This window comes from Curtobacterium sp. 320, from assembly GCF_031455235.1.
Taxonomy (GTDB): domain Bacteria; phylum Actinomycetota; class Actinomycetes; order Actinomycetales; family Microbacteriaceae; genus Curtobacterium.
In genome coordinates this window covers 360,159-380,690 of sequence record NZ_JAVDSI010000001.1, presented here as the reverse complement: position 1 = coordinate 380,690, position 20,532 = coordinate 360,159, and the positions used below count along the sequence as shown (strand labels likewise).

The window sequence follows — 20,532 nt, the reverse complement described above, 5'->3', positions numbered from 1 at the left end:
TCCTTCGGTTCTACGGCTTCTTGCCCTGCTGCAGCGGACCGTTGTCCGCGTAGGCCAGGTCGGGGTTCGAGCGGTACAGCCGGGCCGGACGGTGCCGGTCCCCGCTCGTGGTCTCGTCCGTCGGCAGGATCGCGTCGGTCTTCTCGACCTGGCGACGGAAGTTCGCGGGGTCGAGCGCACGCCCGAGCACCGCCTCGTACACCCCGCGGAGTTCGGCGAGGGTGAACCGGTCCCCCAGGAACGCCTGGGCGATCCGGGAGTACGACATCTTGTTGCGGAGCCGCCAGAGCGCGTACGCGACGATCCGGTCGTGGTCGAAGGCGAGCGGCGGGTGTTCGTCGGCGAGGAACCACCGCACGTTCCAGTCGTCGGGGACCGAACTCGCCTCGTCCGGGTGGACGAGGGCCCAGTACACGATCGACACGACGCGGCTCGGCGAGCGGTCGACGTCGCCGAAGGCGTAGAGCTGCTCGAGGTAGCGCGGCTGGACGTTCGTGGTCTCGCGGAGACGGGCCGCGGCGGAGTCCTCGAGCCCTTCGTCCGGCCGTACCCAACCGCCGGGGAGCGCCCACGCGCCCTCGTACGGCTCGGCCACCCGACGCACGAGCGGCATCCACAGCGCCGGCGCCCCGGTGTCCGGGTGCGGGCGCAGCGCCACGATCACGGTGGAGACCGCGACGCGGATGGGGAGCTCGGGAGTAAGTGTCATGATGACTCGAAGTGTTCGGGTTGGGATGACACTATCACCGGGTTTCACGAGACGGAAACAGCGTCGAAAACTCCTGGTCGGACCGCGCGCCTACATTGAGCCGCATGACTACGGTGACGAGGATGCACGCCGTCGTGTCGGGGACGGTCCAGGGGGTCGGTTTCCGGTACTGGACCGCACGGAAGGCCGACGGGCTCGAACTCGCCGGGTACGCCCGCAACCTGTTCGACGGCACGGTCGAGGTCGAGGCCGAGGGTCCGGCCCCCGCGGTCGACGCCCTGATGACGTTCATCCGGACCGGCCCGCCGTCCGCCGAGGTCACCGACGTGACCTGCCGCGCGGTGGTGCCGCACGGCGACGTCGACGGCTTCGCGATCCTGCACTGACCCGGTCGCCGCCCGACGTCGACGGATGTCGGACCGAAGCGGAATAATCGAATCCACTCAGGCGGTTGCCCTGTCTGCGCCCATGGCGCCCCCTCGTTCCACCAGTCGTGATCCACCAGGAGCCCCGCATGACCCAGGCCGTCGATTCCGCACCCCGCACCGGGAGCGTCGCGCAGCCCTCCGCCGGCGAGACCCGACTCGTGATCGGGCTGCTGCTCGTCTCGGCGTTCGTCGTGATCCTCAACGAGACGATCATGGGTGTCGCGCTCCCGCGGCTCATGGACGACCTCGACATCAGCGCCGCGACCGGGCAGTGGCTCACCACGGGCTTCCTGCTCACCATGGCGGTCGTCATCCCGATCACCGGGTTCCTGCTGCAGCGCTTCAACACCCGGCCGGTGTTCGTCTGGGCGATGAGCCTGTTCTCGGCCGGCACCCTGATCGCGCTGCTCGCGCCCGGGTTCTCGATGCTGCTGCTCGGGCGCATCGTGCAGGCCAGCGGGACCGCGATCATGATGCCGCTGCTCATGACGACGGTGCTCACGCTCATCGAACCGGCGCACCGCGGCCGCGTGATGGGCAACATCTCGATCGTCATCTCCGTCGCCCCGGCGATCGGCCCGACCATCTCCGGGCTCATCCTCAACGCCTTCTCGTGGCGTTGGCTCTTCGGATTCGTGCTGCCCATCGCCCTCGCCGCGCTGATCCTCGGCATGGTCAAGGTCCGCAACGTGTCGACGCCCCGCAAGGCCCCGCTCGACGTGCTCTCGGTCGTGCTGTCCGCCTTCGCGTTCGGCGGCATCGTCTACGGCCTCTCGAGCATCGGCGAGGCCGGCACCACCGGGCCGCTCGTGCCGATCGTCTCCCTCGTCGTCGGCGCCCTCGCCCTCGCCCTGTTCGTGTTCCGGCAGACCCGGCTGCAGCGTGGCGACCGCGCCCTGCTCGACCTCCGCACCTTCCAGACGAAGGGCTTCACCGTCCCGATCGTCGCGATGGGCCTGAGCTTCATGGCGATGTTCGGCACGCTGATCCTGCTGCCGATCTACCTCGAGCGGGTCCTCGGGCTCGACGTCCTGAACGTCGGCCTGCTCCTGCTGCCCGGCGGCCTCATCATGGGTCTGCTGTCCCCGATCGTCGGTCGCGTCTACGACCGCCGTGGTCCGCGGGTGCTGCTCATCCCGGGCTCGATCATCGTCAGCGCCGTCCTCTGGGCGCTCTCGACCGTCGGCGTCGACACCAGCGTGTGGTTCGTCCTCGGCGCCCACGTCGTCCTGAGCATCGGGCTCGCCCTCACCTTCACGCCGCTGTTCACCGCGGCGCTCGGCGGGCTGCCCCCGAAGCTCTACTCGCACGGCAGCGCGGTCCTCGGCACGGCGCAGCAGCTGGCCGGAGCCGCCGGCACGGCGCTGTTCGTCACGCTCCTCACCATCGGTGCCTCGGGTGCGGAGGCCGGCAGCGGCGCCGCGGGCCTCGCCGAGGCCACGGCCTCCGGCGTGCGGACGGCGTTCCTCGTCGGCGCGGTGATCTCGCTGTTCGGGATCGTGATGTGCTCCCTCGTGCGTCGCCCGGCGACCCCGGACGGTACCCCCGCACCGTCGATGCACTGACGGGAACTGCACGCGCCGGGGTGCGCGTGGCATCGTGGGCGTCATGCGGTCGACGACGAGCGAGCTGAACTGGTCCGGCACGGTCACCTACACGGCCGAACGGGTCCTCCGCCCGTCGTCGATCGACGAGGCCGCCGAGATCGTCGCCCGGTCGCCCCGGGTGCACGGCCTCGGTACCCGGCACTCGTTCAACGACGCGCCGGACGCCCCCGGCGTGCTGCTCGACCTCACCGGGATCCCGACCGACCTCGCAGTCGACGCCGAGCGACGGACGGTCACGATGGGCGCCGGCACCCGCTACGGCGTCGTCGCGCCCGAGATCGACCGCGCCGGGTTCGCGCTGCACAACACGGGGTCGCTCCCCCACATCTCGATCGCCGGCGCCATCGCGACCGGCACGCACGGTTCCGGCACCGCACTCGGGTCGCTGAGCACCGCGGTCCGGTCGTTCGAGGTGCTCGGGCCCGACGGGTCCGCACGGACGATCGACCGCGACGACCCGGCGTTCGACGGCGCCGTGCTCCACCTCGGCCTGCTCGGCGTCCTCACCCGGGTCACGCTCGACGTCCAGCCGAGCTACCGGATGCGCCAGGACACCTACGGACCGATCCCGTGGGACACCTTCACCGCCCACGTCGCCGAGGTCCACGCCGCCGCGACGTCCGTCTGCTCGTACACGGTGTTCGGCGAGACGGTGAGCGAGGTCCTGCTGAAGTCGCGCGTGCCGGACGGCGACGACGACGTGGCCGTCCCGGACGAGCTGTTCGGCGCGCCCCGGCTGCCCGGCTCGCCCGGCGACGGACACCACACCGCCCGGGACGGCTCGGTCGGGCCGTGGTGGGACCGGCTGCCGCACTTCCCGATCGACTCCGTGCCGAGCCACGGCTCCGAGGTGCAGAGCGAGCACTTCGTCCCCCTCCGGCACGCGGGTGCGGCACTCGACGCCGTCCGGACCATGGCCGCCCGCATCCAGCCGCACCTGCACGTCTGCGAGCTCCGCACGATGGCGGCGGACCCGTTCTGGTTGAGCCCGACGCAGGGCGAGGACGTGCTCTGCATCGCGTTCACGTGGCAGAAGCACCCGGCCGAGGTGGCCGCGTTGCTCCCGGACCTCGAGGCGCTCCTCGCACCGTTCGACGGACGACCGCACTGGGGCAAGATGAGCTCCCTCGACGCGGCCGCCATCGCCGGGCTGTACCCGCGGCTGGCCGACTTCCGCGACCTCGTCGCGGCGGCCGACCCGGAGCGGACGTTCGCGTCGTCGTTCGGCGAGCGGGTCCTGGGGACGTGAGCCGCGCCTCCTGGACCATCGTCACGACGCGGACGTGAGCCGAACCCGCGTCACCCGACCGGCGTGACCGTCCTGGACCCTCCGTCCCAGAACCGCACGCCACCGACCACGAGATCGGGGAGCGGGGTCCCGCGGAGCGCCGCGACGGCCGCACCGAGGTCCTCGTCCCGGACCCGTCGCGCGAACGTCAGGTGCGGTGACCACGCCCCCGGCGACGTGGTCTCGATCCCTCCCGGGGACGCCCGGTGCACCGCCTCGTGGAACGCGGCGAGCGCACGGCCGACGACCACCGCGCGGGCGAGCACCGAGCGCCCGGGTCCCGCGGGGAACAGCAGGACGCCACCGAGCCGGAGCCGCGACGGCACCGGCACGTCGAACCCGCTCGGGATCCGGAGGTCGTCGCCGGCGGCCAGCGTGACGTGGGGGCTGTTGGTGTCCGACCGTCCGAGGCTCGGCAGGTCCGCACGGACCAGCGCGTCCCACGCGGCGCGCACGGCGGCGTCCGACGACGGATCGAGGACGAGTTCGAGACTGCGCACGTACCGAGTGAACCAATGAACCGTGTGACAGCGATGTAACACGGCGGAACGGAACTCGCACCGTGCCGGGCGGCCCGTCACACTCGACTGCACGCCGCGGACCACCGCGGACCCCCACAGCACTGCCCACGAGGAGCTCCGACATGTCCGCTGCACCCGCTCTGCCCGAGAAGCCGAAGGGCAAGCGCCCGATCGGCTGGATCATCGCCGCCGCGGTGGTCGTCGTCGCGATCGTCGTCGCCCTCATCGTCGGCGCCGTCCGCTCCGGCGCGTCCGACGACGGCGCTGCCGCCGGTGGTTCGCCGAAGACCGTCACGATCGGTGTCGCAGACAAGTCGCTCTCCTACTGGAGCACGTACACGAAGCTGGCGAAGTCGAAGCTCAACGTGACGGTCAAGCTGACGAACTTCTCCGACTACTCGCTGCCGAACCCGGCGCTCAAGGACAAGCAGCTGGACATCAACCAGTTCCAGCACATCCAGTACCTGGCCGACTACAACGTCACCTCGAACGACGACCTGCAGCCGATCGGCTCGACGGCCGTCTACCCGCTGCCGCTCTACGCGACGAAGTACGACGACGTCGCCGACCTGCCCGAGGGCGCCAAGGTCGCGATCCCGGACGACTCGATCAACCAGGCCCGCGCGCTGCTCATCCTGCAGGCAGCGAAGCTCGTCACGCTCAAGGACGGCGGGTCGGCCTTCTCGACGACCACCGACATCGAGTCGTCGAAGGTCGACGTCCAGCCGCTCAACGCCTCGCAGACGGCGAACGCCCTGCAGCAGGGCTCGGTCGCGGCCGCCGTGGTGAACAACAACTACGCCACCGCCGCCGGCCTGCCGATCTCCGACGCGATCTACCAGGACGACCCCTCGAGCGCGAGCGCGGCACCGTACGTCAACGTCTTCGCCGTGCGCAACGCCGACAAGGACAACACGACCTACCTCGACCTCGCGAAGCTCTTCCAGGACGAGTCCGTGCAGAAGGTCTTCAAGAAGGACCTGCCCGAGGCGGTCAGCCGCGACGAGAGCGCGTCCTCCTTGCAAGAGGAACTCGCGAAGGTCGAGCAGGACGCGAAGGCGGCCAAGCAGTAGTGCCGGTCCTCGTCGAACTCCGCGGCGTCTCGAAGCACTACCGCCGCGCCGACACCGGCGAGACCGTGGTGGCCGTCGAGGACGTCTCCCTGGACGTGCACCAGGGAGAGGTCCTCGGCGTCATCGGGTACTCCGGTGCCGGCAAGTCCACGCTCGTCCGGCTCGTCAACGCACTCGAGCTGCCCTCGTCCGGGTCGGTGACGGTCGCCGGCAACGAGCTCACGGCGCTGCCCGAGCGGGACCGCCGGACGGCACGGCGCAACATCGGGATGATCTTCCAGCAGTTCAACCTCTTCCGGTCCCGCACCATCGCCGGCAACGTCGCGTACCCGCTCAAGGTCGCGGGCGTGCCGAAGGAGGAACGGGACCGCCGGGTCGCCGAGCTGCTCGACTTCGTCGGGCTCCTCGACCGCGCCTACGCCTACCCCGAACAGCTCTCCGGCGGGCAGAAGCAGCGCGTCGGGATCGCCCGGGCGCTCGCGGCGTCGCCCGACCTGCTCCTCGCCGACGAGGCGACCAGCGCGCTCGACCCCGAGACCACGTCCGAGGTCCTCGGGCTCCTCCGCCGGGTGAACAAGGAGCTCGGCGTCACGATCATCGTCATCACGCACGAGATGGACGCCGTCCGACAGATCGCCGACCGCGTCGCCGTCATGGAGCAGGGGCGCGTCGTCGAGGTCGGGGACGTCTACGACGTGTTCGCGAACCCGCAGACCGGCGCGGCCCAGCGCTTCGTCCGGACCGCCCTGCACGACCGGCCCTCGGCGGAGACCGTCGCACGGCTGCGCGAACGGCACCCCGGTCGCCTCGTCACGGTCCAGATCACCGACGAGGCCGGGCTGCAGAACCGCATCGACCAGGTCTTCCGCTCCGCCGGGGTGACCGCCGAGCTCGTCTACGGCGGGGTCGGCGAGATCCGGGAACGCCGGATCGGGTCGCTCACCTACGAGCTGACCGCGGCCGGTCCGTCCGAGATCGACGCGGCCGTCGCGGCCCTCCGTGCCGCGCGCATCACCACCGACGAGGAGGGCGCAGCGTGAACAACTCGTTCCAGAGCGTGATCGACACGTTCGACGTCTTCGTCGCGTCCATCCGCGACACGATCGTGATGTCCCTGGTGTCGCTCGTCATCGCCGGCATCATCGGCCTGGCGCTCGGCCTCGCGCTGTACGCCACCCGCCCGGGCAACCTGCTCGGCAACCGGGCCGCGTACACGATCATCAACGTGGTCGTGAACCTCGTCCGGCCGATCCCGTTCGTGATCTTCCTGGCGGCGATCGCCCCGCTCTCCCGCGTGGTCGTGCAGACCACGATCGGCGTCCCCGCGGTGACCTTCGCGATCTCACTCGCGGCGTCGTTCGCGGTGTCCCGGATCGTCGAGCAGAACCTGCTGTCGGTGGACCCCGGCGTCGTCGAGGCGGCTCGGGCATCGGGAGCGCACCCGCTGTCGATCCTGCTCACGGTCCTCATCCCCGAGGGCCTCGGGCCGCTCATCCTCGGCTACACGTTCATCTACATCGGCATCGTCGACATGACGGCGCAGGGAGCGTTGATCGGTGGCGGGGGGCTCGGCGAGTACGCGATCACGTACGGGTCGCAGCGGTACGACTGGTGGATCGTGTACGTGTCGGTGGCGGCGATCGTCATCATCGTGCAGCTCGGCCAGTTCATCGGCAACCGGCTGGCGCGGGCGACCCTGCGTCGCTGACGCGAGGGCGCCCGGCGCGCGCCCCGCGCGCCCCGCGCGCCCCGCGCGCGCCCGCGCGCGGGCCCGCGCGGGCGCCCGGCGCGGGCCCCGGGCGCCCGGCGCGCGCGCCGCGCCCGGCGGGGCCGAGGTCGCACGAAGTGCCGCCGTCCGCACCGCGCAGCGGCACGTCGTGCGACCTCGGCGTCACGCTGGCGGCATGTCCTGCGACCGCGACGGCCTGGAGGCGGGGGGGGGGGGCGCCCCCGCCCCCCCCCCCCCCCCCGGGGGGGGGGGGGGCCCCCCCCGGGGGGGGGGGGCCCCCCCCCCCCCCCGCCCGCCCCCGGCCGGCGGGGGCGGGGGGGAGGTCCGCCCCGCACCCGGGGCGGGTTTCCGGGGGGGTGGGGCGCGTCCGCCCCCGCCCCCCCCCCCGCCCCCCCCGCGGGGGGGGGGGGGCGGCGGGGCCCCCCGCCCCCCCCCCCGCGCCTCCTGTGCGTGCGTCCGTCACCGCGCGGGCCGAGGTCGCACGTCCTGCCGTCCCTGCATCGAGCGCGCGGCAGTTCGTGAGACCTCGGCGACCCACGTGCGGCGTGTCGCACCACCTCGGCGGGCGCGTCAGGCGGCCGGGGACTCCACGGTGGCGACGGTGCCCGTCGCGCCCGGGTGCTCGTAGTGCGCACGCACCAGGATCGGCCGGTGGTCGGAGATGCCCGCGGGCAGGGTCTCCACGCCGGCGATGTGCAGCCCCACGCTCGTGGCGAAGTCGAAGTGCCCCGTGAACTTGCGGTAGCGCAGGTACGTCGGCTGGTCGGAGAGCGACAGCGCGAACCCGTGCTGCTCGATCTTCCGGCGCAGGTTCGTCTGGAACCAGGGGTAGTTGAAGTCGCCGACCATGATCGCCGGGGCGTCGTTCGAGAGCTCGCGGACGAACTGGTGCGCGGCCTCGATCTGCTTGCGGCGCAGCGAGTTCGTGGCGGTGAGGGGTGAGGCGTGGAAGGACGCCACGATGACCTCGGCGTCGACCTCCTTGTCGCGCAGGTGCATCGCGATCAGGCGCTCGTGCGCGGGCGCGAGGACCCGGTCGTGCAGCGACTTCTGCAGGGAGTGGATGCTGAAGTCCTCGACCTCGAACCGGTCGTCGCGCTTGTAGATCGCGAGGCCGAGCCGGTTCGCCTTGGTCGACGCGGCGAGGGAGAGGCCGGCGATCGAGGGGGCGAGGTCGTTGCTGTCGCACTCCTGCACGCAGATGACGTCGGCCTGGGACGCTTCAGCCAGGGAGGCGAGCTCGCCGTTCGCGGTGTGCTCGCGGAGGTTGTAGCTGACGACGCGCAACCCGGTCGGTTCCACGGCCGTCTCGGCTGTGATCGTCCCCTGCTGCTCTGGCGCGGCCATGCTGCCTTCCTGTTCCGGGCGTTTCCGGTCGCCCTGCCGCGGCAACCGTACTCGGCGTTCGCGGACTGTTGCTGAGACTGTAGCGCGGCCTCGGTTTCGTGCGTGTGACCGCGGGGAAAACGGACGATGCGCGCTCAGGCCCGGACGCGACGGGCGGGGCGGACGGTCTCACCGGCTGTACGGCTCATCAGGACGCCCTCGACGCAGGCGACGACGAGCAGGGCGGCGATGACCCAGAACGCGGCGTCGTACGGACCGGATCCGCCGAGGCCCGACGCGGCCCGGATGACCACGGCGCCGACCGCGACACCGAACCCGGCGGCGGTCTGCTGCAGGGTCGACGAGAGCGTGTTCGCCGGGGTCATGTCCGCCTGCTCGACGTCGGCGAACGCGATCGTGTTGTAGGCCGTGAAGCCCACCGACCGCGCCGCACCGCTGACGACGAGGAGCACGGCGAGGAGCCAGAACGGGGTGTCCTCGGTCATGAACACCATCGCGACGACGCTCAGCGCCGCGACCGCGCTCGACACGATGATCACCGGCCGGTACCCGAACCAGCGGAGGAACGGCGTCGTCATGGGCTTGATGCCGAGGTTGCCGACGAAGACCCACAGCACGGCGGACCCGGCGAGCACGGCGCTCCACCCCCACGCGTCCTGGAACAGCAGCGGCAGGACGAACGGCACGGCGGAGACGGCCAGGCGGAACAGGCTGCCGCCGGCGTGCGACACCCGGAAGGTCTCGAGCCGGAACGAGTCGAGCCCCATGATCGGGTGCGGTGCCCGGCGGAAGTGCCAGATCGCCAGCCAGCAGCCGACCGCCCCGACGACGCCGGAGAGCACGACCGCCAGGACGGGCACGCGATCGAGGGCGAGCAGGGACGCCATGACCACGAGCGACCCGAGGCCGAAGCAGGCGAGCAGCGACCCGAACCAGTCGAACGGCACCCGCTCGGACGCCCGCTCCTGCGGCACGAGGACGAGCGCGGCGACGAACGCGATGACCCCGAGCGGGATGTTGATGAGGAAGATCCAGTGCCACGTCAGGGTGTCGACGAGCACGCCGCCCACGAACGGCGCGATGATCGGCGCGGCGAGGGCCGGCCAGGTCAGGATCGCGATGGCCGTGACGAGCTGCTCGCGTCCGGCGCTCCGCAGGACGACGAGCCGCCCGACGGGGACCATCAGCGCGCCGCCGAGCCCCTGCACGATGCGCCAGATCGTCAGGTCGACGAGCCCGGTGGAGAGGGCGCACAGCCCCGACGCCACGGTGAACAGGACGATCGCGCCGGCGAAGACCGTCCGCGAGCCGATCCGGTCGGTCAACCATCCGCTCACGGGGATGAACACCGCGAGGGTGACCAGGTACGCCGTGATCGCCACGCCGATGGCCGCCGAGTCGACGCCGAGGTCCCGACCCATCGCAGGAGCGGCCGTGGCCAGGATGGTGCCGTCGAGGAGCTCCATGAAGAAGGTCCCTGCGACGAGCACGGCCACCGCGGTGCTCCCCCGTCGTCGTGTCGTCATCGTCGTCGTCATGGCAGGACGAATGCTATGCCCGATCGGCTTCCGTGACGTCCGGGGACGGCGCTGACGCGATGGTGTTCTGCACCGCAGAATGAGGAGGACGAGCGCGTTGCCCCCGACACCCGCCCACCGGGACCGTGGAGGCACCGCAGACGCACAGGAGGATCGATGACGACCACACCCGGCACGGTCACCACGAAGGGCGCGCCCGACCCGGCAGCACCGGCGCGCCGGCACGTCCTCGAGCACGCGTACCTGCCGGTGATGACCCTCCGCGAGTCGGCACTGGCGAACAACACCGCCGTGATGCAGGCGTACGTCGAGCGGCACGGTCTGCTCTTCGCGCCGCACATGAAGACGCACATGGCACCGGCACTGGCCGCACGACAGATCGCTGCCGGCGCCTGGGGCGTCACCGTCGCCTCGGTCCAGCAGGCGATGGTCGCGTGGGAGCACGGCATCCACCGGATCGTCGTCGCGAACGAGGTCCTCGACCCCACCGGTCTCGCCTGGCTCGCCTCCCGCCGCGCCGCCGACCCGGACGCCGACTTCCTCTGCTGGGTCGACTCCCCCGCCGGGGTCGAGGCCGGCCGCGCGGCACAGGACGCGGTCGACGGCGACCTGCACGTGGTCGTCGAGGTCGGGTTCCCCGGCGGTCGCACCGGCGTCCGCACCGCACAGCAGGCACGGGACCTCGCACAGCTCGCCCACGACCGGGGGCTCTCGCTCCGAGGCGTCGCCGGGTACGAGGGCGGCCTGCCCGACGTGCACGCCGCCCGCGCCTACGTCGAGGGGGTGCTCGCCGTCGCGGCAGCCGTCCGCCCGCTGGTCGAGGCCCCGCGCGCCCTGCTCAGCATGGGCGGCAGCGCCTGGTTCGACGGCGTGGTCGACGCGGTCGCCACCCGCCCCGACGACCTCGACGTGCTGCTCCGGTCCGGCGCGTCCCTCACGCACGACGACGGCTTCTACGCCGAGCGCACCCCCTTCGGTCGCCACCCCGACGAGGGCTCGCTCCTGGCCGCGATCGAGGTCTGGGGACGCGTCACGTCGTGCCCCGAGCCCGGGCTCGCGCTCGTCGCGGTCGGCAAGCGGGACATCTCCTTCGACGAGGGCCTGCCGGTGGTCCGTTCCGTCCGTTCCGTCCGGCACGTCGGCCCAGGAGGCGCGGCTGGCGTCGTCCCCGTGGCACACGACCCCGAGGCGGTCACCGTCACCCGCCTCGACGACCAGCACTGCTACCTCGCGCTGGCGGACGGGGCACCCGAGCTCACGCCCGGCGACGTCGTCGTGTTCGGCATCTCGCACCCGTGCACCGTCTTCGACAAGTGGCGCCAGGTGACCGTCATCGACGACGACGAGACCGTCCTCGACACGATCGCGACGTGGTTCTGATGCGCGCCACCACCCCCGTCGCCCCCTCCACCGAGGACGCTCCGGCACGGAACGCCGCCCTGTCGCTCCGACGCGGACTCCGGCTGCTCGACCGCATCGCCGACCGCACCCGGAACGGCGAGCCGTCGGTGTCGCTGACGGTGCTCGCCGCGGAGCTCGGCACCTCGAAGTCGACCGTGCTCCGGCTGACCGCCCCGATGCTCGAGAACGACCTGCTGCGCCGCACCCCGGACGCCGGCTTCACCCTCGGGCTCGGAGCGCTGCTGCTCGGGCAGAGCTACCTCGAGGGCATCGACCTCCGCGCCGCCGCAGCGCCGTTCCTCCGGCGGACCGCGGAACGCACGGGGCTCACCTGCCACCTCGTCGTCCCGGACGGCACCGACATCGTCTACGTCGACAAGGTCGAGACGCGGGGCACCGTCCGGATGGGGTCGCGGATCGGCAACCGACTGCCGATGCGGAACACGGCCTCGGGCAAGGCGATGGTGGCGTTCGGCGAGCCGGAGCTGCTCGACCGGGTGCTCGCGGAACCGGCCACGGCGATGACCGAGCACTCCATCGTGGACGACGACCGCTGGCGCGCCGAGATCGACCGGACGCACGGCCGCGGCTACGGCATCGACGACCGCGAGAACGAGCCCGACATCCGCTGCGTCGCCGCGCCCGTGCTCGACCACGCGAACCAGGTCGTCGGCGCGATGAGCATCTCGGGGCTCGCCTCCCGGTTCCCCGCCGCGGCCGTCCGCGAACTCGGCGACGGCGTCGTCCGGACCGCGCTGGAGATCTCGGTCGCGCTCGGCTCCTCCTCCGCCCAGCTCGCCCTGGCGAAGGGCACCCGGTGACCGGCCGCGTCCTGACCTTCGGGGAGACGATGCTGCTCCTCACCGGCGGGGACACGGGTGCGGTCCCCGACCTCGAGCACATGCTGGTCGACACCGGCGGAGCCGAGAGCAACGTCGCGATCGGCCTCGTGCGCGCCGGTGTCCCGACGACGTGGATCGGCCGCGTCGGCACCGACCCCGCCGGGGACCGCGTGACGCGCGACGTCCGGAGCGCGGGCGTCGACGTCGTCGCGGTGCCGGACCCGGACCGCTCGACGGGCATCATGATGAAGGAGCGCCTGGCCGACGGACGCACGCGGGTGACCTACCACCGCCGGGGTTCGGCGGGGTCGGCGCTGCGGGCGAGCGACCTGCCGGCGAGCGCCGTCGAACGCGCAGCGCTCCTGCACGTCACGGGCATCACCCTCGCCCTCTCCGAGGACGCCAGGGCCACCGTCGAGGCCGCGCTCGACCGCGCGGACGCCGCCGGGGTCCCGGTGTCCTTCGACGTGAACCACCGGCCCAAGCTCATCGACGCCGAGACCGCCCGCGCCCGCTACCGGACCGTCGCCGCACGGTCGTCGATCGTGTTCGCCGGCGACGACGAGGCCCGACTCGTGCTCGGACTCGGCGACGACGAGGGCACCGACGAGACGCTCGCGCACGAGCTCGCCGCCCTCGGCCGGGGTCGTGCCGTCGTCAAGCTCGGATCCCGGGGCGCGGTGGCGTCGGTGGACGGTGCGTTCCTGCGGCGCCCGGCGACCCCGGTGCGCGTCGTCGACCCCGTCGGTGCCGGTGACGCCTTCGTCGCGGGCTGGCTCGCGGCGACCCTCGGCGGAGCCACGACGGCCGAGGCGCTCGACCGTGCCGCCGACGCCGGTGCGCTCGCCTGCACGGTCGAGAGCGACTGGCGCCGTCCGGACCCGGCCGCGCTGCACGACCCGACCACCCCCACGGACGTCGACCACGCCGTCCACGACCGCGTCGACCGCTGAGGCGAGGAACGAAGACCATGACGAACACCACCAGCACCGACCCGTCCGCCGCTCCCCGGGTCCGCCACCGGCACGCCGCCGGCCCCGCGATCGCGATCCTGCGCGGCGGGACGGGTGAGCACGTCGAGGACGTCGTCGCGACACTGGTCGAGGCCGGGGTCCGGGCGATCGAGATCACGACCAACACGCCCCGCTGGCGGGAGGGCATCGCCTGGGCCGTCGAGCGCTACGACACGGGCGCGTCGATCGGCGTCGGCACGGTCCTCGAACCACGACAGCTCGACGAGGCCGCCGCCGCGGGTGCCGTGTTCGCGGTGAGCCCGCACCTCGACGCGGGCATCGGGGAACGGGCGCACGAGCGTGGTCTGGGCTGGTACCCGGGTGCCGCCACCCCGACCGAGATCGTCCGCGCCTGGCAGCTCGGGGCGCGCGCGGTCAAGGTGTTCCCGGCCGCACAGCTCGGCGGCCCCGCGTTCCTCAAGCAGGTCCTCGCCCCGCTCGACTTCGTCGACGTCATCCCCACGGGCGGCATCGGCGTCGAGGACGCGTCCGAGTACCTGGCGGCCGGCGCCGTCGCCGTCGGCCTGGGGTCGCCGCTCGTCGGTGACGCCCTGACGACCGGCGACCTGGACGGCCTCCGCACCCGCGCCGAGCGACTCGTCGCGGGGCTCGCACGGTGACGTCCGAGGTCCTGCTCACCGGCGGCTCCGTCGTCGACACCGACGGCTCGGCCCACCGGTCGGACGTCCTCGTCCGCGACGGACTGGTCGCCGAGCGAGGCGGTCCGGGCGAGCGCCTCCGGGCCGTGGCCGACGCAACGGTGGTCGACTGCACCGGGCGGCTCGTCATGCCCGGGTTCGTCGATGCGCACTCCCACGCCGGGTCCCTCGTGTTCGACGAGACCGTACAGCTCGCCCTCCTCCGGCAGGGCGTCACGACGATCGTCACCGGACAGGACGGCGTCGGTCCGGCACCGGGCGACGGCTCCTACGCCGCACGGTACTTCGCGGCGATCGACGGCCCCCACCCGACGTACCGCGGCGGCGGCATCGCGGGGCTGCTCGCGACGTACGACGGCACGACCGCGCTGAACGTCGCCACCCTCGTGCCGGCCGGCACCGTCCGGCACGAGGTCACGGGCGACGACCCGGCCCCGGCCGACCCCGGTCAGCTCGACGCCATGCGCGCCCTCGTTCGGCAGGGCATGACGGACGGCGCCGTGGGGCTCGCGACCGGCCTCGACTACGTCCCCGGACTCCACGCCGGCACCGCGGAGATCGCCGCCCTCGCCGCCGAGTCCGCGGCCGCCGGCGGCACCTACGTGACCCACATGCGCGGCGGCTACGAGACGAACGCCGGCGCCGGCATCGAGGAGGTCGTCCGGATCGTGCGCGCCGGCGGCGGCCGTGCCCACGTCTCGCACCTCCACGCTCCCGTCGACATCGCGCTGGCGGAGCTCGCCCACGCCGAGGCCCAGGGCGCCCCGCTGTCGTTCGACGCCTACCCGTACTCGCGCGGCTGCACGATCCTGTCGATGCTGCTCCTGCCCGCGGGCCTGGCCCGGCCGGGCACCGACGACCTCGCCCGGGCGCTCGCAGTGGACGGCGGGCGCGCTGCCGTCCGCGCCGCGGTGCTCGAACGGGTCCTCGGGCGCGCCGACCTCGGACCGGGCTGGGCCGAGCAGATCACGCTCTCGCACGTCCCCGCGCCCGAGTTCCACGCGCTGCAGGGCCGCACCCTCGCCGAGGCCGCCACAGCCACCGGGACGGACGCGGTCGACCTCGCGCTCGACGTCCTGGTCGACTCGGACCTGCAGGTCACGGTCGTGATGCGGGTGCCGCACCCGCGGACGCCCGAGCAGCTGGCGGAGCTGTTCCGGTCCGGCGGCCACACCGGCGGGTCCGACGGCATCTTCGTCGGGACGCACCCGCACCCCCGTGCGTTCGGCACCTTCGCACGGTACCTCGGGGACTACGCACGGCCCGGGCTGCTCACGTGGTGGGAGGCCCAGCAGCACCTGTCGACCCTGCCCGCCGAGCGCTTCGGACTCGGGCACCGCGGCGCCGTCGCGCCCGGGTGGATCGCCGACCTCGTCGTCGTCGACCCCGAGCGCGTCCGAGCCCGATCGACGTACGCCGAGCCGATGCTGCTGGCCGAGGGCGTCGACGACGTCCTCGTCGCGGGCGTGCCGGTGCTCACCGACGGCGCCCTGACGCACGCGACCCCCGGTGCCGGCATCCGCCGGACGACGTCGAGCCGTCCCGGCGGTGCGCGCACCGGGGGTCGATGAGGCTTCGCTCAGCGAGCACGCCGAGCGATCACGCCGGGGCCGGCCGGGTCACTCCGCCGTCGGGAGCACCGCCACGACGTCGATCTCGACGAGGATGTTCGCCAGGTGCGACTGCACCGTGGTGCGGACCGGGTACGGCTGCGAGAAGTGCTTGGCGTACTCCTCGTTGAAGGCGGGGAAGTCGCGGTCGGAGTGCTCGAGGTGGACGGTCGACTTCACGACGTCGTCGAGCGTGGCGCCGTGCTCGGCCAGGACGGCGGCGACGTTCGCGAGCACCTGGGCGGTCTGACCGGCGACGTCGTCGGCGATCTCGCCCGTGGCCGGGTCCTGCGGGCCGAAGCCGGCGGTGTAGAGGAAGCCGTTCGCGACGATCCCCTGGCTGTACGGGCCGGCGGGCTTCGGCGCGTTGTCGGTCACGATGGCGGTCTTGTTCGGCACGGTGCTCCTCGGTGTCGATCGGGGTCGGTCGGACGTCGCCCACGGCACCGACCGCGCCGTCGCGGCCGGATGACGACGCTCCCAGGCTAGGTGAGCGCCCCGCGCCGGACCCGCTCGCCCGCCGAGCTCGTTCCGGTCTGCAGAACGCGAGTCGCGCCTCCCGAGCCGAGCCGTGAGGAACACCCAGGCAATCGCCGTCTACGCTCGTACCGTGCCCTCTGCCATGCCCGAACACCGCGGAGCGCCGCGGTGAGCCGCCTGGACGGGACCCTGACGGAGTCGATCGCGAGCGGACGCCGCCGTGTCCTCGACCTCGCGACCGCCCTGCCGGCGTGGGCCGCCGTGCTCCTGGTGTGGACCGGCGGGCGCATCGTGTCGACGTTCTGGTTGGCGCTCGCGTTCCCGCTCATCGGGCGCGCCCTGCCGGAGAACGCGATCTGGGGCAACGACCACGGCTTCCTCAACTTCCTGACGGCGTGGGACGGGCAGTACTACGAGCAGATCTCGGTGCACGGGTACCCGACGACCCTGCCGCTCGACGCCGCGGGCCACGTCGCGCAGAACGCGTGGGCGTTCCTCCCGGCGTTCCCCTTCACGATCCGGATGCTGACCGCGTCGACCGGTGTCCCGTTCGACGTGGGCGCACCGGCGATCGCACTCCTCGCCGGACTCCTCGCCACCTACCTGCTGCACCGGCTCGTCCGCGACCGTGCGGGGTCGGCGGCGGCCATGTGGGCGGTCTTCTTCTTCACGTGCGGTCCGCTGTCGTTCCTGCTGCAGGTCGGGTACGCCGAGAGCATGTTCCTCGCCCTCGTGTTCGGGGCGCTCCTCGCGCTCGACCGTCGGCGGTACGGGCTCCTCACGGTGCTCGGGGTCGTCGCTGCGTTCACCCGGCCCGGAGCCCTCGCGATCCCGCTCGTCCTCGGGGTCATCGCGCTGGTGCGGTGGATCCGGGCGCGTCGGACCGAGGGGGTCCGGTCGCTCGACGCGTTCCCCGTGGCGGAGCGCGTGCGGGTCGTTGCCGCCGGCGTCGTGATGGTGGTCGCCGGGTTCGCGTGGCCGCTCATCGCCGCGCACGTGACCGGGTCGCCGAACGCCTACCTCGAGACCGAGATGTCCTGGTGGGTGAACTTCATCGGGCGGGTGGACTTCATGCCGCTCACGCCGTGGTTCCTCATCGCCGGCCGGTGGTTGGGCGTGGGCGGGATCCTCATCGTGGTGTTCCTGCTCGTGTCGTACCCGGTCTGGCTGCTGCGTCGATCGACCCGGCGCCTCGGGTTCACGACCGTGGTCTTCTCGGCCTCGTACGCGCTCTACGTCCTCGCGGTGTCGTTGCCGATGGCCTCGACGCCCCGGCTCCTGATGCCGCTCGCGCCGCTGTTCGGGTCGCCGGAGCTCGTGGCGAAGCCGTGGATGCGGTGGACCCTGGTGGTCTGCGCGGTCCTCGGGCAGCCGGTGCTCGTCGCCGTGCTCTGGCTGCTCGGCCCGCCGTGACCGGACGGATGACGCCCGGCACCCGCGGTGTGCGGGGACCGGGCGCGGTGCCGGGCGTGCGTCTTCGGCGCTAGAGCTCGATCGTGCCGTGGTCGCCGGTGTCCGGCTGACTCTGCTTGCCGATGGCTGCCTTGAGGGTCTGCACGAGGCTGCCGACCGGGCCGGTGTCCTGCGTCCAGTACTCGACCGAGTCGCCCTCGACGGTGAGGAGTCGGATCGAGGGGTCCTCGCGGCCGTCCGGGAACCAGGCTTCGGCGAACGGGGACCACAGCTCGTCGATGACGGAGTCGTCCTGGCTGACCGTCGCGGTCCCGGCGATCGACAGGTACCCGCCCTGCGACTCGATCGCGACGTTGACGTGCGGGTTCCGGGCGATGTCCTCGACCTTCTCGCTCCCGTCCTGCACGAGGAAGCGGAGTGTGCCGTGGAACGCCTTGTCCTGCACGGCGAGGGGCCGTGCGTGGAGCTGGCCGTCCTCGCTCACGGTCGTCAGCAGAGCCGTGTGGGCTCCGTGGACGATGTCCGAGATGGCTGCGCGCTGGTCTGCCTCTGTGTCGGTCATGGTGCTCCTCTCGCGTCGTGCGCCCCGTTGTGCTCGACGTGCGGCCGGCCCTCGGGGCGCTGTCCGTTCCGGCCAGTCTGCCCCTCGACGCTGAGCGCGTCCGGCGGACGGGGCTCCGGGGCCGTGCGGGCGCGGTCGCGGGCGGGAGTGGGCGGGAGTGTGCAGGAGTGTGCGGGAGTGTGCGACAACACCGATGTCGTACGACCTCGACGATGTCGCCGCCGCGCGCGTGCAACTGTTGCGCCCGCACGGAGCGACAACACCGACGTCGTACGACGGCGACGATGTCGTTCCGGCTCGCCCCGACCGCCCGCCCGCCCGGACGCCCGCCGCGCCTCAGACCGGCTCGCGGATGGTCGTCTCGACGTCGACGACCTGCGGGATCCGCGGCATCGAGGCGAACCCGAACGCCACCGGCGGGTCGAGCGGCGCCAACGACCCGAGCGACTCCCCCGCCCAGGTCCCCCGCACGCCCGTGACGTCGTGTGCCCCGGTCACGCCGTAGTACTCGCGACGCCCGTTGCCCGCCGACCCCGCGGTCCCCGACCCGGGAGCGACGAGCCGTGCGACCGGGTCGATCGCGGCGAGCCACCGGGGGTCGCGGGCGATCTGCTCGGGGACGATGCGGAGCACCCTCCCCAGCGGGGAGATCGTGCCGACGTCGATGGAGGCCTCGAGGGCGCCCGCCGACAGCTCGAGTCCCCTGGCGGTCCGGCGAGCCGAGACGTCGACGACCGACACCGTGTCGAACCGGTAGGTCCCGGAGACGTACGCGGCCACGATCTCGTCGGGTGCGAGGAGCACCGACGAGCCGTCCGGCAGCTCGAGGAAGACGTCCGTGAAGGAACCGAACGGCGAGCGCTCCCACATGCCGACCACGATGCGGATGCCCGAGGTCGTGCCGACGCCCATGATCCGACCACGGAATCGACGTTCGAGTGCAGCGGGGCGTGACGACATGCCCTGGACCGTACCCGGCGACCCCGTGAGCGGCGCGGACGGGCCGAGCCGCGCCTCCAGGCCCGCCGGACGGACCCGGACGGACCCGGCCGACCCGGCCGCGCCGCCGCGGCCGCGGCCGACCCGCCGCGGTCGACCCGGCGCCTACGCGACCGGCACCGGCGCCGCGAGCAGCTCGCGCACCCGCGGCGCGACCTGCGTGCCGTAGAGCTCGATCGACCGCATCATGTCCTCGTGCGGCAGACGCCCCGTCGCGTACCGCATGTCGAACCGCGAGACGCCGAGGATCCGCATGTTCCGCGCGATCTTCCGGGCGACCGTCTCCGGCGACCCGACGTAGAGCGACCCGCCCGCGGACAGCCCGGCACGGTAGCCGGCGACGTCCAGGGGCGGCCAGCCGCGCTCCCGACCGAGCTGGTCGGTGACGGCCTTGTGGTACGGCCAGTAGCGCTCGGCCGCCTCTTCGTCGGTGGCGGCGACGAACCCGGGCGAGTGCATCGCGATCGGCTGCTGCGGCAGGTCGAGCTGCGTGAGCGCCTGGCGGTACAGGCGCGAGAACGGCGCGAACTGCGCGGGCTGTCCGCCGATGATCGCGAGGAACAGCGGCAGACCGTACGACGCCGCACGGATGACGGACTGCGGGGACCCGCCGACGCCGATCCACGTCGGGATGGGACCGTGCTCGAGCTTCGGGTAGACGTCCTGGTCGACGAGCGAGGCGCGCTTCGTGCCGGACCAGGTGACCGCGTCGCCGCCGCGGAGGGCCGCCCAGAGCTGGAGCTTCTCCTCGAAGAGGACCTCGTAGTCGGAGAGCTCGTACCCGAAGAGCGGGAAGGACTCGGTGAAGGACCCGCGGCCGAGGATGACCTCGGCACGGCCGTCGGAGATCGCGTCGACGGTGGCGAAGCGCTCGTACACCCGCACCGGGTCGTCGGACGAGAGCACGGTGACGGCGGACCCGATCCGGATCGAGGAGGTACGGGCGGCGATCGCGGCGAGGACGACCTCGGGGGCGCTCACGATGAAGTCGGCGCGGTGGTGCTCGCCGACGCCGATGAAGTCGAGGCCGACCTGGTCGGCGAGGACTGCCTGGTCGACGACGTCGCGGATGCTCTGGGCGTCCGACTTGACGCTGCCGTCGGGCAGCTCGGTGACGTCGCCGAAGGTGTCGAGGCCGAGCTGGACGGGGCCGATCCGTTCGGGTGCGGGCGGTGGCACGTCCGAGGGGCGGTCGGTGCCGAATGCGTTGCTCATGGTGTCCTGTCCTCCCGACCGCACGTCCATGCATCTGCATGTTCATGCGTTCGCATCAATCTAGCACCCTCGCACCGGATCCGCACCCCCGGCGGAGT

The 20,532-nt window shown here is 72.7% G+C and carries 20 protein-coding genes; 12 read left to right on the top strand and 8 right to left on the bottom strand.

Annotated elements, in window-relative coordinates; all coding sequences use genetic code 11:
* Positions 1-10 precede the first annotated feature (10 nt).
* The gene (locus J2X60_RS01855; protein WP_070418308.1) at positions 11-709 is read right to left on the bottom strand and encodes an NrtR DNA-binding winged helix domain-containing protein; all 699 of its coding nucleotides are present in this window, start codon (positions 707-709) and stop codon (positions 11-13) included.
* Between the two features lie 122 nt (positions 710-831).
* Here J2X60_RS01855 and J2X60_RS01850 point away from each other — a divergent pair, with 122 nt between their 5' ends.
* The 3 genes from J2X60_RS01850 (at position 832) to J2X60_RS01840 (ending at position 3,993) form a co-directional block, all read left to right on the top strand.
* A complete protein-coding gene (locus J2X60_RS01850) occupies positions 832-1,095 on the top strand; it encodes an acylphosphatase (protein ID WP_083403155.1) in 264 nt (87 codons plus the stop codon).
* 128 nt (positions 1,096-1,223) lie between these two features.
* Entirely contained in the window at positions 1,224-2,702 is a 1,479-nt protein-coding gene (locus tag J2X60_RS01845; RefSeq protein WP_309886335.1) for an MDR family MFS transporter, read from the top strand.
* 43 nt (positions 2,703-2,745) lie between these two features.
* Positions 2,746-3,993 carry a D-arabinono-1,4-lactone oxidase gene (locus tag J2X60_RS01840; RefSeq protein WP_309780085.1) on the top strand — a complete coding sequence of 416 codons (1,248 nt, stop codon included), beginning with the start codon at positions 2,746-2,748 and terminating at the stop codon, positions 3,991-3,993.
* A gap of 50 nt (positions 3,994-4,043) precedes the next feature.
* Here the strand turns inward: J2X60_RS01840 and J2X60_RS01835 are convergent, their stop codons facing one another.
* Positions 4,044-4,532 (bottom strand): 2'-5' RNA ligase family protein, encoded by a 489-nt coding sequence (locus tag J2X60_RS01835; RefSeq protein WP_309780086.1) that lies wholly within the window; start codon positions 4,530-4,532, stop codon positions 4,044-4,046.
* A 143-nt stretch (positions 4,533-4,675) separates the two neighbouring features.
* Between J2X60_RS01835 and J2X60_RS01830 the strand changes: the two genes are divergently transcribed.
* The 3 genes from J2X60_RS01830 to J2X60_RS01820 are packed head-to-tail and all read left to right on the top strand — an operon-like array spanning position 4,676 to position 7,334.
* On the top strand, positions 4,676-5,626 hold the full coding sequence (locus J2X60_RS01830) for a MetQ/NlpA family ABC transporter substrate-binding protein (RefSeq protein WP_309886334.1): 951 nt from the start codon (positions 4,676-4,678) through the stop codon (positions 5,624-5,626).
* Positions 5,626-6,666: a methionine ABC transporter ATP-binding protein gene (locus tag J2X60_RS01825; RefSeq protein WP_071302673.1), complete on the top strand. Its 1,041-nt coding sequence runs from the start codon at positions 5,626-5,628 to the stop codon at positions 6,664-6,666. The genes J2X60_RS01830 and J2X60_RS01825 overlap by 1 nt, the downstream gene beginning before the upstream one ends.
* Complete coding sequence (locus tag J2X60_RS01820) at positions 6,663-7,334, top strand: methionine ABC transporter permease (RefSeq protein WP_217642545.1); 672 nt, start codon at positions 6,663-6,665, stop codon at positions 7,332-7,334. Before J2X60_RS01825 ends, J2X60_RS01820 begins: the two co-directional genes overlap by 4 nt.
* Positions 7,335-7,925: 591 nt before the next feature.
* On the opposite strand, the gene J2X60_RS01815 is transcribed toward J2X60_RS01820, so the two are convergent.
* Both J2X60_RS01815 and J2X60_RS01810 read right to left on the bottom strand, forming a co-directional pair.
* Entirely contained in the window at positions 7,926-8,702 is a 777-nt protein-coding gene (locus J2X60_RS01815) for an endonuclease/exonuclease/phosphatase family protein (RefSeq protein ID WP_083403156.1), read from the bottom strand.
* Positions 8,703-8,836: 134 nt separating this feature from the next.
* Positions 8,837-10,240 carry an MFS transporter gene (locus J2X60_RS01810; RefSeq protein WP_071294558.1) on the bottom strand — a complete coding sequence of 468 codons (1,404 nt, stop codon included), beginning with the start codon at positions 10,238-10,240 and terminating at the stop codon, positions 8,837-8,839.
* 156 nt (positions 10,241-10,396) lie between these two features.
* Here J2X60_RS01810 and J2X60_RS01805 point away from each other — a divergent pair, with 156 nt between their 5' ends.
* Genes J2X60_RS01805 through J2X60_RS01785 form a run of 5 tightly spaced genes read left to right on the top strand, consistent with a single transcriptional unit; the run spans position 10,397 to position 15,726 of the window.
* The gene (locus J2X60_RS01805) at positions 10,397-11,620 is read left to right on the top strand and encodes an alanine racemase (protein ID WP_309886333.1); all 1,224 of its coding nucleotides are present in this window, start codon (positions 10,397-10,399) and stop codon (positions 11,618-11,620) included.
* The gene (locus J2X60_RS01800; protein WP_071294560.1) at positions 11,620-12,462 is read left to right on the top strand and encodes an IclR family transcriptional regulator; all 843 of its coding nucleotides are present in this window, start codon (positions 11,620-11,622) and stop codon (positions 12,460-12,462) included. The genes J2X60_RS01805 and J2X60_RS01800 overlap by 1 nt, the downstream gene beginning before the upstream one ends.
* The gene (locus J2X60_RS01795) at positions 12,459-13,436 is read left to right on the top strand and encodes a sugar kinase (protein ID WP_309886332.1); all 978 of its coding nucleotides are present in this window, start codon (positions 12,459-12,461) and stop codon (positions 13,434-13,436) included. Before J2X60_RS01800 ends, J2X60_RS01795 begins: the two co-directional genes overlap by 4 nt.
* Before the next feature lie 17 nt (positions 13,437-13,453).
* Positions 13,454-14,116: a bifunctional 4-hydroxy-2-oxoglutarate aldolase/2-dehydro-3-deoxy-phosphogluconate aldolase gene (locus J2X60_RS01790; RefSeq protein ID WP_309886331.1), complete on the top strand. Its 663-nt coding sequence runs from the start codon at positions 13,454-13,456 to the stop codon at positions 14,114-14,116.
* Positions 14,113-15,726: an amidohydrolase family protein gene (locus J2X60_RS01785; protein ID WP_309886330.1), complete on the top strand. Its 1,614-nt coding sequence runs from the start codon at positions 14,113-14,115 to the stop codon at positions 15,724-15,726. The genes J2X60_RS01790 and J2X60_RS01785 overlap by 4 nt, the downstream gene beginning before the upstream one ends.
* A 48-nt stretch (positions 15,727-15,774) precedes the next feature.
* Here J2X60_RS01785 and J2X60_RS01780 read toward each other — a convergent pair whose 3' ends face one another.
* The gene (locus J2X60_RS01780; RefSeq protein WP_070418297.1) at positions 15,775-16,164 is read right to left on the bottom strand and encodes a RidA family protein; all 390 of its coding nucleotides are present in this window, start codon (positions 16,162-16,164) and stop codon (positions 15,775-15,777) included.
* Between the two features lie 249 nt (positions 16,165-16,413).
* Here J2X60_RS01780 and J2X60_RS01775 point away from each other — a divergent pair, with 249 nt between their 5' ends.
* Positions 16,414-17,658, top strand: a complete 1,245-nt coding sequence (locus J2X60_RS01775; protein WP_309886329.1) for a hypothetical protein — start codon at positions 16,414-16,416, stop codon at positions 17,656-17,658.
* 70 nt (positions 17,659-17,728) lie between these two features.
* Here J2X60_RS01775 and J2X60_RS01770 read toward each other — a convergent pair whose 3' ends face one another.
* The 3 genes from J2X60_RS01770 to J2X60_RS01760 form a co-directional block, all read right to left on the bottom strand.
* The gene (locus J2X60_RS01770; RefSeq protein WP_070418296.1) at positions 17,729-18,220 is read right to left on the bottom strand and encodes a pyridoxamine 5'-phosphate oxidase family protein; all 492 of its coding nucleotides are present in this window, start codon (positions 18,218-18,220) and stop codon (positions 17,729-17,731) included.
* Between the two features lie 336 nt (positions 18,221-18,556).
* A complete protein-coding gene (locus J2X60_RS01765) occupies positions 18,557-19,180 on the bottom strand; it encodes a hypothetical protein (RefSeq protein ID WP_309886328.1) in 624 nt (207 codons plus the stop codon).
* 144 nt (positions 19,181-19,324) lie between these two features.
* Positions 19,325-20,434, bottom strand: coding sequence for an LLM class flavin-dependent oxidoreductase (locus J2X60_RS01760; RefSeq protein WP_083295248.1), 1,110 nt, complete (start codon positions 20,432-20,434; stop codon positions 19,325-19,327).
* Positions 20,435-20,532: the final 98 nt, after the last annotated feature.

What these genes read in the sequence shown, in the direction of transcription:
- J2X60_RS01765 (WP_309886328.1), bottom strand. Translation starts at nt 19,180, where the DNA reads ATGTCGTCACGCCCCGCTGCACTCGAACGTCGATTCCGTGGTCGGATC.
- J2X60_RS01810 (WP_071294558.1), bottom strand. Translation starts at nt 10,240, where the DNA reads ATGACGACGACGATGACGACACGACGACGGGGGAGCACCGCGGTGGCC.
- J2X60_RS01855 (WP_070418308.1), bottom strand. Translation starts at nt 709, where the DNA reads ATGACACTTACTCCCGAGCTCCCCATCCGCGTCGCGGTCTCCACCGTG.
- J2X60_RS01830 (WP_309886334.1), top strand. Translation starts at nt 4,676, where the DNA reads ATGTCCGCTGCACCCGCTCTGCCCGAGAAGCCGAAGGGCAAGCGCCCG.
- J2X60_RS01850 (WP_083403155.1), top strand. Translation starts at nt 832, where the DNA reads ATGCACGCCGTCGTGTCGGGGACGGTCCAGGGGGTCGGTTTCCGGTAC.
- J2X60_RS01815 (WP_083403156.1), bottom strand. Translation starts at nt 8,702, where the DNA reads ATGGCCGCGCCAGAGCAGCAGGGGACGATCACAGCCGAGACGGCCGTG.
- J2X60_RS01760 (WP_083295248.1), bottom strand. Translation starts at nt 20,434, where the DNA reads ATGAGCAACGCATTCGGCACCGACCGCCCCTCGGACGTGCCACCGCCC.
- J2X60_RS01800 (WP_071294560.1), top strand. Translation starts at nt 11,620, where the DNA reads ATGCGCGCCACCACCCCCGTCGCCCCCTCCACCGAGGACGCTCCGGCA.
- J2X60_RS01790 (WP_309886331.1), top strand. Translation starts at nt 13,454, where the DNA reads ATGACGAACACCACCAGCACCGACCCGTCCGCCGCTCCCCGGGTCCGC.
- J2X60_RS01840 (WP_309780085.1), top strand. Translation starts at nt 2,746, where the DNA reads ATGCGGTCGACGACGAGCGAGCTGAACTGGTCCGGCACGGTCACCTAC.
- J2X60_RS01805 (WP_309886333.1), top strand. Translation starts at nt 10,397, where the DNA reads ATGACGACCACACCCGGCACGGTCACCACGAAGGGCGCGCCCGACCCG.
- J2X60_RS01770 (WP_070418296.1), bottom strand. Translation starts at nt 18,220, where the DNA reads ATGACCGACACAGAGGCAGACCAGCGCGCAGCCATCTCGGACATCGTC.
- J2X60_RS01845 (WP_309886335.1), top strand. Translation starts at nt 1,224, where the DNA reads ATGACCCAGGCCGTCGATTCCGCACCCCGCACCGGGAGCGTCGCGCAG.